Here is a 14,745-nt window from a genome sequence, read left to right on the forward strand (position 1 = left end):
CATTACGCGTTCGAACCAAACCCGGACCGCCCCCTGCCCAAGGCGCCTCGGCGCAAACGATTAGCCGCCGCCTCGCGTGCCATGGCCTCCGGTCGAATTCATTGATTCATTGCAGCTTCGCGCTCGCGTGGCGGCGCTCGAACGGCAGCCGCTCAGAACCCGAAGCTTTTATTTTTTCCGCCGCCGCGCGGCGCCATCACGGCGAAGCCCGGCCTCTCCCGCGAGACAGGATTTCATGTTCGGCTTTTTGCGCAGCTACTTCTCCAACGACCTTGCGATCGACCTCGGCACAGCCAACACGCTGATCTACATGCGCGGCAAAGGCATCGTCCTCGATGAGCCGTCCGTCGTGTCGATTCGTCAAGAAGGCGGCCCCAACGGCAAGAAAACCATTCAGGCAGTCGGCCGCGAGGCCAAGCAAATGCTCGGCAAGGTGCCGGGCAACATCGAAGCGATCCGTCCGATGAAAGACGGCGTCATCGCCGATTTCACGGTCACCGAGCAGATGATCAAGCAGTTCATCAAAACGGCCCACGAATCGCGCATGTTTTCGCCCTCCCCGCGCATCATCATCTGCGTGCCGTGCGGTTCGACGCAAGTCGAGCGCCGCGCGATCAAGGAAGCGGCTCACGGCGCCGGCGCGTCGCAGGTCTACCTCATCGAAGAGCCGATGGCGGCCGCGATCGGCGCGGGCCTGCCCGTGTCGGAAGCAACGGGTTCGATGGTCGTCGACATCGGCGGCGGCACGACCGAAGTGGGCGTGATCTCGCTCGGCGGCATCGTCTACAAGGGTTCGGTGCGCGTCGGCGGCGATAAATTCGACGAAGCGATCGTCAACTACATCCGCCGCAACTACGGCATGCTGATCGGCGAACAAACGGCCGAAGCGATCAAGAAGGAAATCGGCTCGGCGTTCCCCGGCTCCGAAGTCAAGGAAATGGAAGTGAAGGGGCGCAATCTGTCGGAAGGCATTCCGCGCAGCTTCACGATCTCGAGCAACGAAATCCTCGAAGCGCTGACCGACCCGCTCAATCAAATCGTCTCGTCGGTCAAGATCGCACTCGAGCAAACGCCGCCCGAACTCGGCGCCGACATCGCCGAGCGCGGCATGATGCTGACCGGCGGCGGCGCGCTGTTGCGCGATCTCGATCGCCTGCTCGCCGAAGAAACGGGCTTGCCCGTGCTCGTCGCCGAGGATCCGCTCACGTGCGTCGTGCGCGGGTCCGGCATGGCGCTCGAACGCATGGACAAACTCGGCAGCATCTTCTCGTACGAGTGACACGTTGCAGGTGAGCCGCGCACCCATCGCTCGTCGCATTGCTCGTTCCGCGTCGATCGAGCGCTGATGCGCGCCGCTCAAGCCTCCGCCAACGTTCACGCTTTCGGCGTCGACCATGGAATACAGTCCGCCGCCTCTATTTAAGCAAGGTCCGTCCGCGCTCGCGCGGCTCATCTTCTTCGTCGTCCTCTCGCTGGTGCTGCTGGTCTCCGACGCACGGTTCAAGACGCTCGAAGTCGTGCGCGCCGTGCTCGATGCGGGGCTCTATCCGCTGCAGCGCGCGGCGCTCCTGCCGCGCGACCTCGTGGTCGACGCGGCCCAGTTCGCCGTCACGAGCAATACGCTGCGGCGCGACAACCAAACGCTGACGAGCAAGAATCTTCAGCTCTCGCTGCAAGCGAATCAAGTCTCGACGCTCACGGCCGAAAACGCCCATCTGCGCGCGCTGCTCAATCTCTCGCGCAACGTCACGACACAGTCGATCCCGGCCGACGTCCAGTACGGCATGCGCGACCCGTTCACGCAGAAAGTCGTGATCGGCCGCGGCTCGCAGCAAGGCGTTCAGAACGGCTCGCCCGTCGTCAGCGAAGACGGCATGATCGGGCAGGTCACGCGCGTGTTCCCGATGCAGTCGGAAGTCACGCTGCTGACCGACAAGGACGAAGCGGTGCCCGTCGAGATCGTGCGCACGGGCTTGCGCAGCGTCGTGTACGGCACGGCCACGGGGGACACCCTCGAGCTGCGATTCGTGCCGATCAGCGCCGATGTCGTCGCCGGCGACGAACTCGTGACGAGCGGGCTCGACGGCGTTTATCCGGAAGGGTTGCCCGTCGCCAAGGTCGTGCGCGTCGACAAGCAGGCCGATACCGCGTTCGCGCGCGTCGTCTGCGTGCCCGTGGCCGCCGTGCGCGGTGCGCGCGACGTGCTCGTGCTCCATTACCAGAGCGACTTGCCGCCCCGCCCCGCCGAACCTGTGGCGGCGTCGCAGCCCAAGGATGCGAAAGCGAAGAAAGCCGCGAAGGGCGACGAGAAAAGCGACGTAAAGGGCGACGGTAAAGCCGCCGGCAAGACGGCTCAGCCTGACGCCAAGGCCGGCGCGCAAAAACCCGAAGATAAAAAGGCGATCGACAAGGCCGCGGGCAAAACGGCCGATAACCCGGCCGGGAAGGCCGTGACCCCCTCGGCCAATGCCGATACCAAAGCCCATGGCGCGCGCGTCCCGCGCGCCGCGTCGGGAGCGCAGCGATGAATCGTCCGCAGTACATCCTGCTGCCGGTCAATCCGTACTTCATCGCGTTCAGCCTCGCCGCGGCGTTCCTGCTGAATCTGATGCCGTGGGGCCGGCTGATCGGCATTCCCGATTTCGTCGCCCTGGTGCTGCTGTTTTGGAACGTCCATCAGCCGCGCAAGGTCGGCATGGGCATCGCGTTCTTTCTCGGGCTCTTGATGGACGTGCACGATGCGAGCCTGCTCGGCGAGCACGCGCTCGCCTATACGCTGCTCTCGTACGGCGCCATCACGATTCATCGCCGCGTGCTGTGGATGCCGCGCGGCCTGCAGGTCTTCGCGGTCGCGCCGCTGCTCGTCACGGCGCAGCTGGTGCCGTTCATCATCCGCTTGCTGACCGGCGCCGCGTTCCCCGGCTGGGGTCAGCTCGTGCACGGGTTCGTCGAAGCCGCACTGTGGCCGCTCGCTTGTTCGCTGCTTCTCATGCCGCAGCGCCGCCCGGCCGATCCGGACGACACGCGGCCCATTTGAGGCCCCTTCCTGAGCGCGGCTTGCGCAAGGGTCTGTTTAGCTAAGCATGACGGAATTCAAAAACACCCAGCTGCAGCTCTCGAGGTTCCGCTTTCGCGTAGCGGCGGCGGGGCTGTTCGTGCTCGTCTGCTTCGGGCTCTTGATCCTGCGCTTTCTGTTCCTGCAGGTCTGGCATTACAGCAAATATTCGCTGCAGGCCGAGGAGAACCGGATCTCGGTCGCGCCGATCGTGCCCAATCGCGGCATCATCACCGACCGCAACGGCGTCGTGCTCGCGCGCAACTACTCGGCCTACACGCTCGAGATCACACCCTCCAAGCTCGACGATTCGCTCGATCACGTGATCGACGAACTCTCGACGGTCGTGACGATCGATCAGCGCGACCGCCGCCGCTTCAAAAAGCTGCTCGAGGATTCGAAGAACTTCGAAAGCCTGCCGATCCGCACGCGCCTGACCGACGAGGAGGTCGCGCGCTTCACGGCGCAGCGCTTCCGCTTTCCGGGCGTGGACGTCCGCGCGCGGCTGTTCCGCCAATATCCGCTCGGCGAAACGGCCGCGCACGTGATCGGCTACATCGGCCGCATCTCGCAGCGGGATCAAGAGAAAATCGACGCCGTCAGCGAACAGAACGACAGCGATCCCGATCACTATGATCCGCGGCTCGATGCGAACAACTACAAGGGCACCGACTACATCGGCAAGATCGGCGTCGAACAAAGCTACGAAGCCGAGCTGCACGGCTTGACGGGCTTCGAGGAAGTCGAAGTGACGGCGGGCGGGCGCCCCGTGCGGACGCTCTCGCGCACGCAGGCGACACCGGGCAACAATCTCGTGCTCTCCCTCGACATCGGCCTGCAGGAAGTCGCCGAGCAAGCGTTCGCGGGCAAGCGCGGCGCGCTCGTCGCGATCGAGCCGTCGACGGGCGACGTCCTCGCCTTCGTGTCGGCGCCGAGCTTCGATCCCAACGCGTTCGTCGACGGTATCGATCAACAAACGTGGGACGAGCTGAACAACTCGCCCGATCACCCGCTGCTGAACCGGCCGCTGCACAGCGCCTACCCGCCCGGCTCCACGTACAAGCCGTTCATGGCGCTCGCCGCGCTGACGCTGCACAAGCGCACGCCCGAATGGGGCTTCCACGATCCCGGCTTCTACCAGTTCGGCGGACACACGTTCCGCAACGACGTGCCGCAAGGCCAGGGCTGGATCGACATGAACCGCGCGATCATGGTGTCGAACGACACCTACTTCTACATGCTCGCACACGATCTCGGCGTCGACGCGATCGCCAAGTTCATGAAGCCATGGGGCTTCGGGCAGCTGACCGGGATCGACATCGCGGGCGAGTCGCGAGGGATCCTGCCGTCGACCGAATGGAAGAAGAAGGCCTACCGCAAGCCCGAACAGCAGCGCTGGTATGAAGGCGAGACGATCAGCCTCGGTATCGGCCAGGGGTACAACTCGTTCACGATGCTGCAGCTCGCGCATGCCACGGCGACGCTGGCCGATAACGGCATCGTCATGCGGCCTCACCTCGTCAAGGAAATCGAGAACCCGATCACGCACGACATGCGGCTCACCGTGCCGCACGAGAGCGGCCACATCGACGTGAGCCAAGCCGACATCAACGTGGTGAAAAACGGGATGATCGCCGTGACGACCAATCCGTCCGGCACGGGCTACGAAGTGTTCCGCGGCGCGCCCTATGTGGCGGCCGGCAAGACGGGTACGGCGCAGGTCTATTCGCTGCAAGGCGCGAAATATCACGGCGGCGCGATTCCCGAGCGCCTGCGCGATCACTCGCTGTTCATCGCGTTCGCGCCGGCCGACGATCCGAAGATCGCCGTCGCCGCGATCGTCGAAAACGGCGGCTGGGGCGCGAGCGCCGCGGGCCCGATCGTGCGCCGCGTGCTCGACTATTACCTGCTTCAGCGCGGTAAGCCCGGCGTGCTGCAAGCGGCCGTCGCGCAAGCCAGCTCGGCCACGCAGGCGATCGCGGGTCCCGTCATCGGCGCGTCCGATGCCGAGGACGGCACGGCGCAGCCCGTCAAGGTCGCGGCCGGATTCGCGGCGCTGCCGTTGCCGGCCATACCGGCGTCGGCGCCGCACGACAACGGCGCATCCGCACCGATGATCGCATCCGACGTCATCTCGGCGTCGCCGGCGTCGGCACCGGATGCGGCTGCATCCGCGCCCAATACGGCCTTCGCCACTACGCCGGTGAAGAGCGGGGCATCCGCCGCGCGAGCGGCGTCGGCGGCGTCGGCTTCGTCGGCCGTGTCGTCCCGCACGAGCGCCTCGGAGCCGCAGGTCGCGGCGGTCGAAGCGATGCGCCGCTTGCGCAACAAAGGCTCGGCATCGGGCTCGGCCGCCGGCGGCTCGCCCCCCGTGCCGCATAAGCGGCGAGCACCGCGCGACGCCGCTGCCAGCAGCGCGCTCGCCGCGCCGCGAGAAAGCCAAGGCGACGCGCAAGCGCCAGCCTCGGCCACGCCGGGCTCATCCGGCCCCAACGAGTAACGGAGAGAGGCATGCCCATCGCCTTCGATAAGCGCGCCTGGCTCGATCGCCTGAAGAAGATGTTCGTCGGTTTCGATCGTCCGCTCGCGCTGACGGTGTTCCTGCTGCTGTGCGTCGGCATCGTCACGCTCTACAGCGCGAGCATCGACGTGCCCGGACGCGTCGAGGATCAACTGCGCAATATCTTGCTGACGTTCGTCCTGATGTGGGTGCTCGCCACGATTCCACCGCAAACGCTGATGCGCTTCGCGGTCCCGCTCTATACATTCGGCATCGCGATGCTCGTTGCCGTGGCGCTGTTCGGCGTCACGAAAAAAGGCGCGAAACGCTGGATCAACGTCGGCGTCGTCGTTCAGCCGTCGGAAATCCTGAAGATCGCCACGCCGTTGATGCTGGCGTGGTATTACCAGCGCCGCGAAAGCTCGATGCGCTGGTACGACTTCATCGTCGGCTTCGTGATCCTGCTCGTGCCCGTGGGGATGATCGCGAAGCAGCCCGATCTCGGCACGGCCGTGCTCGTGTTCGCCGCCGGCCTATTCGTCATTTATTTCGCGGGCCTGTCCTTCAAGCTGATCGTGCCGGTGCTCATCGCGGCCGTCATCGGGATCGGCCTCGTCGCCACGTTCCAAGAAAAGATTTGCCAGCCGCAGGTGCAGTGGCCGCTGATGCACGACTATCAGAAGCATCGTATTTGCACGCTGCTCGATCCGACGTCGGACCCGCTCGGCAAGGGCTTCCATACGATCCAGGCCGTCATCGCGATCGGCTCGGGCGGCCCGCTCGGCAAGGGTTGGCTCAAAGGGACGCAGGCTCACCTCGATTTCATCCCCGAAAAACATACCGACTTCATTTTTGCCGTGTTTTCGGAGGAATTCGGGCTGGCAGGCGAGCTCGTGCTGCTGACGCTCTACACCGCGCTGATCGCGCGGGGGCTCTATATAGCGGCCAACGGATCGACACTGTTCGGCCGGCTGCTCGCGGGATCGTTGACGATGGCGTTCTTCACCTACGCGTTCGTCAACGTCGGCATGGTCAGCGGGATTCTGCCCGTGGTCGGCGTGCCGCTGCCATTCATGAGCTACGGCGGCACCGCCCTGACGACGCTCGGGATCGCCGTCGGCCTCATCATGAGCGTCGGCCGGCAAAAAAGGTTGATGAAGAGTTGAGCGCCGAGAGTTGAGAGCCGGCGCTCCCGGCTCCGGCCTAACTCCGCTGCTTCCTATCCCGGCTGCGGCTTATTTCGGCTGCTTTTTGGCTTCTTTCTCCAACTCCTGGCTCAGGTCCTGATACTTGAGCCGGGCAGCCGGATCGCCCTGGGCCGCCGCCGCCGCATAGTAGGCGCGGGCGACGTTCAAGTTGCGCTCCACGCCGTCGCCGCCGAGTTCGTAGAACGAGCCGGTCACGTATTGGGCGGTCATGTCGCCGCCCTCCGCCGCCTTCTTGTACCAAATGAACGCCTGCGCGTTGTCGCGCGGCGTGCCGCGGCCGTCCAGAAATTGGTTCGCGAGCGCGAGTTCCGCTTGGACGTGCCCCTGCTGCGCGGCCTTCAGAAACCACTGGTGCGCCACGGCCGGGTCGCGCGTCACGAAATCGCCGTCGTCGTACATCTTTCCGTAGACGTACTGAGCGTGCGACATGTTCGCCTCGGCGGCCTTGAGCAGCCACTTGCGGCCTTCGGCGACGTTGACGGCCGTTCCCTCGCCGTTGAGCAGCATCATCGCGTAGTTGAATTCGGCGAGCCGGTTGCCGCGATCGGCCGCATGGCGAAACTCCTTCAGCGCGACGCCAAAGTTGCCGGCGTTGTAGTCGGCAACGGCCGTCTGCGTTTCGGCATCGGCGCCGGCTTGCCCCTGCGGCTCGGAAGCGCCCTGCGCCAGCGCGCCGCTCGCGCTTGCCCAAGCACCCGCACCGAGCACCAGCATCGACAGGATCCGCTTCTTCATCGTCCGCCCTCTCATGTTCTCATCTCCTGCAATGCCGCCCGCGTCGCACGCACGAGCCAGATGACGTCGGCGGCGAGCGCGATCACCGTAAAGCCGGCTTCGCGATACTGGCGCGCGCTCGCGACGTCTAGCGCAAAGATCCCGGCCGGAATCCCGGCTTTGTCAGCCGCGGCGGCAATGCGCGCAATGGCCGCCTGCACGTCCGGATGCTTCGAATCGCCGAGATGGCCGAGGCTCGCCGCGAGATCGGCAGGACCGACGAACAAGCAGTCGATGCCGGGCGTGGCGGCGATGGCGTCGACCTCGTCGAGCGCGCGCGCCGATTCGATCTGCGCGATCGTGGCGATCTGCGTATTCGCGCCCTGAACGTAATCTCGGCGCGCACCGAATGCGGCCGCGCGCACGACACCCGCGACGCCGCGCAACCCGTCGGGCGCGTCCGCGCCCGGATAGCGCGTGAGGCGCACCGCGTGCGCCGCTTCCGCAGCCGATTCGATATTGGGAAACATCAGCGTGCGGGCACCCGCGTCGAGTACGCGCTTGACGAGCCAGCCTTCGGACGTCGGCACGCGTACGATCGGCTCGGTCGGCAAGTGCGCCGCCGCAATCGCGCGCAACTGGGAGGTCACGTCGACCGAGTCGTTCGGCGCGTGTTCCATGTCGATGCAGAGCCAATCGAAGCCCGCATGAGCGAGCGCTTCGGCCACGTCGGCGCTGGCGAGCGAAAGCCAGAGCCCGACGAGCGGCTCGCCTTCCTTCAGACGTTGCTTGAGGGGATTCGTGAACGCGCTCATCGGGATGCTCCCTGAGCACGCCACCTGAACAGCGAGCGTTGTGCGCTCGCGGATGCAGCGGCCGGCATGTCTCGCTCCTTGGATTATTGTCGGCGGGCCGCGGCGCGATACACCACCGGCCCTCGTACGATCATACGCCGCCAATAACCATTCGGATGCAGGGCCGCCGAGCGCGGCCCGCCGGCCCCAAAGCGCCTTAAACGCCGCTGTCGCGCACCACGTCGGCCCAGCAGTTGGGCGTTTCGTAAAGGCGCACCTGCTGCAGTCGCAGGTTCACACCGTAGTGAGCGTCGTACACCCGCGCGAGCATGTCGAACGCGATCGCGGCCAGATTTTCCACGGTCGGGATGCGATCGAGCACGATCGTCTTGTGATCCGGTATCGATTCGAGGAATTCGCTCACGCGCGCGTCGCCCTCGAACACGAGGAATGCGTGGTCCCAGCGGCTCACGAGATGCTCCATCGCGAGCGATTTGACATCGGCGAAATCCATCACCATGCCGCGATCCGGCGCGCCTTCCGTCTCCACGACGTCGCCGCGCAGCGTGATTTCGAGCACGTAGCGATGGCCGTGCAGATTCCGGCACTGGCTGCGGTGGTCGGGAATGCGGTGGCCCGCGTCGAATTCGAGTTTTCGGGTAATCGTCAGCACGGCGAATCAGGGAATGTTCAGATACTTGTGAGTCTGCATCGAGAGCCGCCAGCGCGGATGGCGCTTGCACCAGTCGATCGCAAGGCGGGTGTTCAGGTCGCGCGACGGGCCGTCCATCGGTTGTACGAGGAAATACTCGAAGTCGAGTTCGGCATACTCGGCCAGGCGCTGATTATCCTGCGGAATGACGACCTTCAGTTCGTTGCCCTTCGTCACGACGAGCGGCGCATCGGCTTTGGGGCTCACGCAAATCCAATCGATCGACTCGAGCACGGGCAGCGAACCGTTCGTTTCGATCGCCACTTCGAAGCCGGCCGCGTGCAGCGCGGCAACCAGGGCTTCATCCATCTGCAGCATGGGCTCGCCGCCGGTGCAGACGACGAAGCGATGGCCCTCGCCCTCGGGCCACAGCGAGGCAATGCTCTGAACGAGCGCATCGGCATCGCGATACTTGCCGCCGTTCTCGCCGTCGGTGCCGACGAAATCGGTGTCGCAAAAGCGGCATACGGCACCCGCGCGGTCCTCTTCACGCCCCGACCACAGATTGCAGCCGGCAAACCGGCAGAACACGGCCGGGCGGCCCGCGTTCGCGCCCTCGCCTTGCAACGTGTAGAAAACTTCCTTCACCGCGTACGTCATGCTGCTTCTGTCTTCCGTCTCGATAATGGGCCCACCCACGACGGATCGGCCCGGCGCCTTCGCGCCGCTACGCCGGCTGCGTCACCTGTTCGCCGGCGAGAAATGCTTCGTAGCCGCGCTTGCGCAAGCGGCAGGCCGGGCATTCGCCGCAGCCGAAGCCCCAGTCGTGCAACTCGGCCCGCTCGCCGACGTAGCACGTGTGCGTCTCGACGCGCACGAGTTCCACGAGCGCATCGCCGCCGAGATCTTGCGCGAGGCGCCACGTGTCGGCCTTGTCGAGCCACATGAGCGGCGTCTCGACGACGAAGCGGCTATCCATGCCGAGGTTCAGCGCCACTTGCAGCGCCTTCATCGTGTCGTCGCGGCAGTCGGGATAGCCCGAGAAATCGGTCTCGCACATCCCTCCGACGAGGACCGACAAGCCCCGGCGGTAGGCGATCGCCGAGGCGATCGTCATGAACATCAGATTGCGGCCCGGCACGAACGTGTTCGGCAAGCCGTTCGCCGCGGCCTCGATCTGGATCTCGCGCGTCATCGCCGTATCGCTGATCGCGCCGAGCACGGACAGATCGATCATGTGATCCTCGCCCAGGCGCTCGGCCCAGTGCGGGAACGCGTCGACGATCGCCTGACGCACTGAGTCGCGGCATTCGAGTTCGACGCGGTGGCGCTGGCCGTAATCGAAGCCGAGCGTCTCGACCGTCTCATAGCGCTCGAGCGCCCAAGCCAGGCACGTGGTCGAATCTTGGCCGCCCGAAAAAAGCACGAGCGCGCCACGCTTAGCGTCTGTCCGAATCACTGTGAAAACTCCGTGAACCGTCAATCAAGGGGAGCGCACGGCGTATGCCTGTGCGCGGGCACGACACTGGCGCCGCGCGATGCTTCGCAAGTATATGCCTCGCGTTCGAGCGGCAAGTAGCGCGGCGCTTATACCGCCTAGTAGAAGGCCGCATCGAGCGGCACTCGGAGCGATCCGTACGGTCGGGTACTGCCCTCGGCCCGGGGCGGACTGGCCACACGCCATCCGAAGCCGTTGGTTTCACCTAGTTTTTCGAGGTCGACTCGAACCGGAAAGCAGACCGCCTCATCGGCGCGCTTTGGGCGGGATTTTAGCCCATCTGCCCCGGTCAGGGAACCGCTGGGAATCCGACCTCGATCGTCAACGGTGCGCAATGCGCCGATCGCCGCGCGACATCACTTGCTTTGGCCAGCAAAAGTACCGCCCTCATCGCAACCACAATCGCACTAATTCATAGGGATGAGGTTAGCCGGCGTCAACGTCGCGAATCTCGATCACAAAGGTGTCGCGTCGCCATGCCGTGATTCCACGTATACCGGTTAGTCTCCCGACACAACGCTAATAGCCGAATGCGGCGGCAATATGTCAATTTTAAATGGGCCTGCTTGACGGGAAAATTCTTTCTTATATTTTTGTCAACCCCTACAGCCCTGTCCGATTTTTCTAGTCGTCGTTCCAATTCATCGCCACCGACCTGCGTCATCCGCCAATTTTTCAGTGTCCGTTGCCGGGCATTTTGCAACGCGTCATATTGCCAGCGCAGTCACATGCGGACCATAGCCAGGCCAGCGCGCCACCAACACTCCTTGGTTCGCTTCAGCGAAATTCGTCGAATGGGCTGGCACAGCCATCCCGGCAATGACCTTGTGAAATGAAAAATAGACTCGCCTCCCTCGACGCCGCACGTGCGCTTGCGGTCATGGCCGTAGTCGCGGTACACGTCAGTTATTGCTTCCCGGCTCTGCCTATCCCGGCGCAGACGATACTCGACATGGGGCAATACGGCGTTCAGCTTTTCTTCGTCATCAGCGCTCTGACAGTCTTTATGACATTGGAGAACGACGCCGCTCACCACAAAAAGCCAGCCACCGTGGTGCTGCGCTTTTACGTGAAACGTTTTTTTAGAATCGCACCCTTTTACTATTGTGCGATAGCCGTATATGCACTCATCGATTGGTTCGTTGCAGACAGGCTGCATGCAACCTTCGTCGTCCTCGGCGCCCACGGCATCTGGGCCGTTATTGCCAATGTGTTTTTCGTTCATGCCCTCGCGCCGCATGCAATCAACGATGTGGTGCCGGGCGGTTGGTCGATCGGCATCGAAATGTTTTTTTACGCGATCGCACCGGCACTGTTCTATTGGATCCGCTCCGCGCCTAAGAGACTGATCGCGGTCGCATCGATCGTCGCTCTTTGCGTCGCGGCGACGGTGCTCGCCGCGGGAAATCAACTGACTAAAGTGGCCGACGATACCTACCTGTACTTCTGGCCCGGCACGCAGGTTCCATGCTTCATGGTTGGCATATGCCTGTGGTGCAGGGCACGCGAGCTTTTGACGCGCGGCACGATCTTGTCCACCGAAAAGGCCGCGCTGGCATGGCTTGTTATAGTGGGCGCCCTTGCGCTCACGTACGAGACGGGCGTCGGGCACAATACGTTCCCGCTCCTCTCGCCAATCCTGGCGGCTGTTGCAGCCGGCGGGCTGATCGCGCTGCTGTCCGACCATCGAGTCGGGCGAGCCGGAATCCAGCGCGTGCTTTCCATCGGACGAGAGAGCTACGGTATATACATTTGGCACTTCGCCATCGTCTTTGCCAGCATGAAGTTCTTCGGCGGCCATGGCATCTTTGCGCTCAAGAGTCCGACGGCGTCTCTCATACTCTATCCGGCAGTGTTCGCCGCCGCGCTCGCGTTGTCCTACGTTTGCGCTCTTGTGTCGGACATCGCGATTCAACGGCCCGCGAACAGGCTCGCCCGCCGTATCCTGACGGCGATTTCCAGCACTGCCCCCGTCGCGGCGGGACGCGTGACCACTGAATTGGATCCGGCGTCGCCCGTCGTAGAGCAAGTGGACTGAGCGTCTATGGCAACCACCGGCGCGTCATGGCGGCATCGCCCGCGGCCGCCCCTTCGCGGGTGCGCCTTCATCACCTTGTCCGCCCTCGAAAATTTTCCGCCATGGCTCGTGCATCGTATACACCCCTGAAGTGCGTCGGGATCCTTCTCGCTCTAGGACACCTCGGGTTGGCTGCCTGCCCGGCTCACGCGTCCGCGTCGGACGTTCCTCCCGTCGCACGATCGCATGACCGAGCGGTCGCGCGCACGTCCTTACCCCCGAACATCGAGAACGAGCCGTTTTCCATCGACTGCGGTAAGCCTTCAACGACGGCGGGCGGTACCGCGAACGGCCCGATCAACGCGGATACGCCGAGCCGCGACGGCACCCGGCTGTTTGCGCGCGGCAGCCGCTTCGACCTGTCGTTCGTCACCGCAACGGCTTCGGCCGATAGCGTCGCCTGGTCGATCCGGGACTACCTCGGCAACGTTCGCGCCAGCGGCACGTTTACCGTCGCGCCTGGCGCGCGAACCACGCGGCTCTCATGCACTTCCGCTGCAAGCGGCTACTTCGCGGTCGCCGCCAGGCTCCGCCGTGCCGGCGACACGCTGCCGCGCGCGGGCACTCGCCCGGCAGGGATCGCGACATTCGGCATTCTGCCCGACGTATCCGAGTTCCTTCCGCCGGCAGTCTTCGCGCATCAGGACCAGCACCGCTTTGGCATGCAGGGATTCAACGGCAACGGTCGCATGCTGGCTGACCTCGGCGTTTCGCAAACGATCGATGATCGCCAGATGGCCGTCATGGAACCCGAAGGGCCCGACACCTGGACGCCGTCGCTCTCGACCGTCCCGGAACGCTACAAGAAGGGGAGCGTCATGCGGCTAGTTCGCCTTGACGGCATCCCAGGGTGGGCCAGTCCGACCGGTGCACAAACGAGCGCATACGCGCCCATCCCGGCGCGGCTCGATTACTTCAGACGCTATATGGCGCGTGTCGGGAAGGACACCGAAGCGATTCGCCGCGCCTATTATCCCAATCAGCGGCACAACTACTATCAGGTGACTTGGGAGCCGGGCTTGCATTGGCGCGACTCCGCAGTCAATTTCGTTGCCATGTACGCGGCCGCCTACAAAGGGTTGCACTCGACAGATCCGAATGCGGTCGTGATGGGCACGTCCGACTTTCCGGCAAAGTGCCCGCCCTGCACGACAGGCGCTTTGAAGAACGACGCGGGGCTCTCGCGCTACATCGATGGCGTAACGACACATGCTTACTGGGATTGGTACAACACACCCAACAACCCACCTGAAAGATACGACGACGATCCCGATCCCGCCAAACGTGAGATGGCTCTCGACCGGCAAATGCAAACACTGCGAGCCGCAATGCAACGCGCGAAGCCGAACATGCGTCTATGGTCGACTGAATTCGGCGTGAGCTACGACAGCGGAAGCCAGTATGGACCCGATTTCCCGACAGCCAACCAGCTCTATGCTCAGGCTGTCGTTGCCGCGCGTGCACATCTGATCATCCTCGGCGAAGGCGCCCAGGTGACCTACTTTTTCTACGGTCCCGATTACCCGAAGGAGGTGGGTTTCGGCACATTCTTCGACGACGACCACCCGCAAGGCTCCTACTCGGCGACGAACCTGAGCCCGAAACCCGAGGCGCTCGCATTGGCTGCCATGACGCGGATCGTCGATGGCACGCAAACGCTGGGCCGCCTCGAACGGCTACCGCCGACGGTGCATGGCTATGCCTTCCAACGGCTCGGCAATGGTCCCGTCGTAACGGCACTATGGGCGCACGATAATGCCCAATGGCCAACGCGCGACGGCATTTACAACTCGACTTATCGCACACCCTTTTCGCTGACCGTCGACGAGCCGACGAAACGTGGAACGGTTATCGTATTCGACATGATGGGCAACGCGACCCGTGTGCCCTTCACTGAAGGTGTCGCGAAGCTATCGTTGACAGCTTCACCGATCTACGTGGTTTCGTCGAACGCGAAGCTGATGAAATCCAACGTGACGGCGCCCATTGGGTACGTGGGGCAATGAGTGCGACAGACTCCGCAGCGAGGCTTCTCACACCTGCCATGACCATCAAACGCAAAAAGCCCAACCAATCGGTTGGGCTTTTTGCTTGAAACGAATGGTGGCCTGGGGCGGAATCGAACCACCGACACGCGGATTTTCAATCCGCTGCTCTACCAACTGAGCTACCGGGCCACGAAGAAGCGAGAGTATAGCAAGGAGATTTGTGTCGCTCAAGTAGTTTTTGTTCGCCTAGTTTTTGTTC

Annotated in this window: 12 protein-coding genes and 1 tRNA gene; 7 read left to right on the forward strand and 6 right to left on the reverse strand. The window is 63.8% G+C overall.

The features are described from left to right. Positions 1 to 235 precede the first annotated feature (235 nt). The 5 genes from DWV00_RS06900 (at position 236) to rodA (ending at position 6,721) form a co-directional block, all read left to right on the forward strand. Positions 236 to 1,279 (forward strand): rod shape-determining protein, encoded by a 1,044-nt coding sequence (locus DWV00_RS06900; RefSeq protein WP_017772379.1) that lies wholly within the window; start codon positions 236 to 238, stop codon positions 1,277 to 1,279. A 115-nt stretch (positions 1,280 to 1,394) separates the two neighbouring features. Beyond that, a complete protein-coding gene (gene mreC, locus DWV00_RS06905; protein WP_115532766.1) occupies positions 1,395 to 2,528 on the forward strand; it encodes a rod shape-determining protein MreC in 1,134 nt (377 codons plus the stop codon). Then, entirely contained in the window at positions 2,525 to 3,037 is a 513-nt protein-coding gene (gene mreD, locus DWV00_RS06910; protein ID WP_115532767.1) for a rod shape-determining protein MreD, read from the forward strand. The genes mreC and mreD overlap by 4 nt, the downstream gene beginning before the upstream one ends. 46 nt (positions 3,038 to 3,083) lie before the next feature. Then, positions 3,084 to 5,555 carry a penicillin-binding protein 2 gene (mrdA, locus tag DWV00_RS06915; protein WP_115532768.1) on the forward strand — a complete coding sequence of 824 codons (2,472 nt, stop codon included), beginning with the start codon at positions 3,084 to 3,086 and terminating at the stop codon, positions 5,553 to 5,555. A gap of 17 nt (positions 5,556 to 5,572) precedes the next feature. Continuing rightward, complete coding sequence (gene rodA, locus DWV00_RS06920; RefSeq protein ID WP_115532874.1) at positions 5,573 to 6,721, forward strand: rod shape-determining protein RodA; 1,149 nt, start codon at positions 5,573 to 5,575, stop codon at positions 6,719 to 6,721. Between the two features lie 69 nt (positions 6,722 to 6,790). On the opposite strand, the gene DWV00_RS06925 is transcribed toward rodA, so the two are convergent. From DWV00_RS06925 to queC, 5 genes are all read right to left on the reverse strand, one after another. Then, a complete protein-coding gene (locus DWV00_RS06925) occupies positions 6,791 to 7,513 on the reverse strand; it encodes a tetratricopeptide repeat protein (RefSeq protein WP_245964745.1) in 723 nt (240 codons plus the stop codon). After that, positions 7,510 to 8,292 (reverse strand): HpcH/HpaI aldolase family protein, encoded by a 783-nt coding sequence (locus DWV00_RS06930; protein ID WP_115532769.1) that lies wholly within the window; start codon positions 8,290 to 8,292, stop codon positions 7,510 to 7,512. Before DWV00_RS06930 ends, DWV00_RS06925 begins: the two co-directional genes overlap by 4 nt. A 196-nt stretch (positions 8,293 to 8,488) precedes the next feature. After that, a complete protein-coding gene (queD, locus tag DWV00_RS06935) occupies positions 8,489 to 8,941 on the reverse strand; it encodes a 6-carboxytetrahydropterin synthase QueD (RefSeq protein ID WP_115532876.1) in 453 nt (150 codons plus the stop codon). A 9-nt stretch (positions 8,942 to 8,950) separates the two neighbouring features. Further along, positions 8,951 to 9,583, reverse strand: coding sequence for a 7-carboxy-7-deazaguanine synthase (queE, locus tag DWV00_RS06940; RefSeq protein ID WP_115532770.1), 633 nt, complete (start codon positions 9,581 to 9,583; stop codon positions 8,951 to 8,953). A gap of 67 nt (positions 9,584 to 9,650) precedes the next feature. After that, the gene (queC, locus tag DWV00_RS06945; RefSeq protein WP_115532771.1) at positions 9,651 to 10,382 is read right to left on the reverse strand and encodes a 7-cyano-7-deazaguanine synthase QueC; all 732 of its coding nucleotides are present in this window, start codon (positions 10,380 to 10,382) and stop codon (positions 9,651 to 9,653) included. A gap of 871 nt (positions 10,383 to 11,253) precedes the next feature. Here queC and DWV00_RS06950 point away from each other — a divergent pair. Then, positions 11,254 to 12,459: an acyltransferase family protein gene (locus tag DWV00_RS06950; protein ID WP_115532772.1), complete on the forward strand. Its 1,206-nt coding sequence runs from the start codon at positions 11,254 to 11,256 to the stop codon at positions 12,457 to 12,459. A 167-nt stretch (positions 12,460 to 12,626) separates the two neighbouring features. After that, positions 12,627 to 14,504 carry a hypothetical protein gene (locus DWV00_RS06955; protein WP_245964746.1) on the forward strand — a complete coding sequence of 626 codons (1,878 nt, stop codon included), beginning with the start codon at positions 12,627 to 12,629 and terminating at the stop codon, positions 14,502 to 14,504. 95 nt (positions 14,505 to 14,599) lie between these two features. On the opposite strand, the gene DWV00_RS06960 is transcribed toward DWV00_RS06955, so the two are convergent. Beyond that, a tRNA-Phe gene (locus DWV00_RS06960) sits at positions 14,600 to 14,675 on the reverse strand. Positions 14,676 to 14,745 lie beyond the last annotated feature (70 nt).

The sequence above is a fragment of the Trinickia dinghuensis genome (genome assembly GCF_003367175.1).
Lineage (GTDB): Bacteria > Pseudomonadota > Gammaproteobacteria > Burkholderiales > Burkholderiaceae > Trinickia > Trinickia dinghuensis.

What these genes read in the sequence shown, in the direction of transcription:
- DWV00_RS06930 (WP_115532769.1), bottom strand. Translation starts at nt 8,292, where the DNA reads ATGAGCGCGTTCACGAATCCCCTCAAGCAACGTCTGAAGGAAGGCGAG.
- DWV00_RS06900 (WP_017772379.1), top strand. Translation starts at nt 236, where the DNA reads ATGTTCGGCTTTTTGCGCAGCTACTTCTCCAACGACCTTGCGATCGAC.
- DWV00_RS06925 (WP_245964745.1), bottom strand. Translation starts at nt 7,513, where the DNA reads ATGAGAGGGCGGACGATGAAGAAGCGGATCCTGTCGATGCTGGTGCTC.
- DWV00_RS06950 (WP_115532772.1), top strand. Translation starts at nt 11,254, where the DNA reads ATGAAAAATAGACTCGCCTCCCTCGACGCCGCACGTGCGCTTGCGGTC.
- mreC (WP_115532766.1), top strand. Translation starts at nt 1,395, where the DNA reads ATGGAATACAGTCCGCCGCCTCTATTTAAGCAAGGTCCGTCCGCGCTC.
- mreD (WP_115532767.1), top strand. Translation starts at nt 2,525, where the DNA reads ATGAATCGTCCGCAGTACATCCTGCTGCCGGTCAATCCGTACTTCATC.
- queE (WP_115532770.1), bottom strand. Translation starts at nt 9,583, where the DNA reads ATGACGTACGCGGTGAAGGAAGTTTTCTACACGTTGCAAGGCGAGGGC.
- mrdA (WP_115532768.1), top strand. Translation starts at nt 3,084, where the DNA reads ATGACGGAATTCAAAAACACCCAGCTGCAGCTCTCGAGGTTCCGCTTT.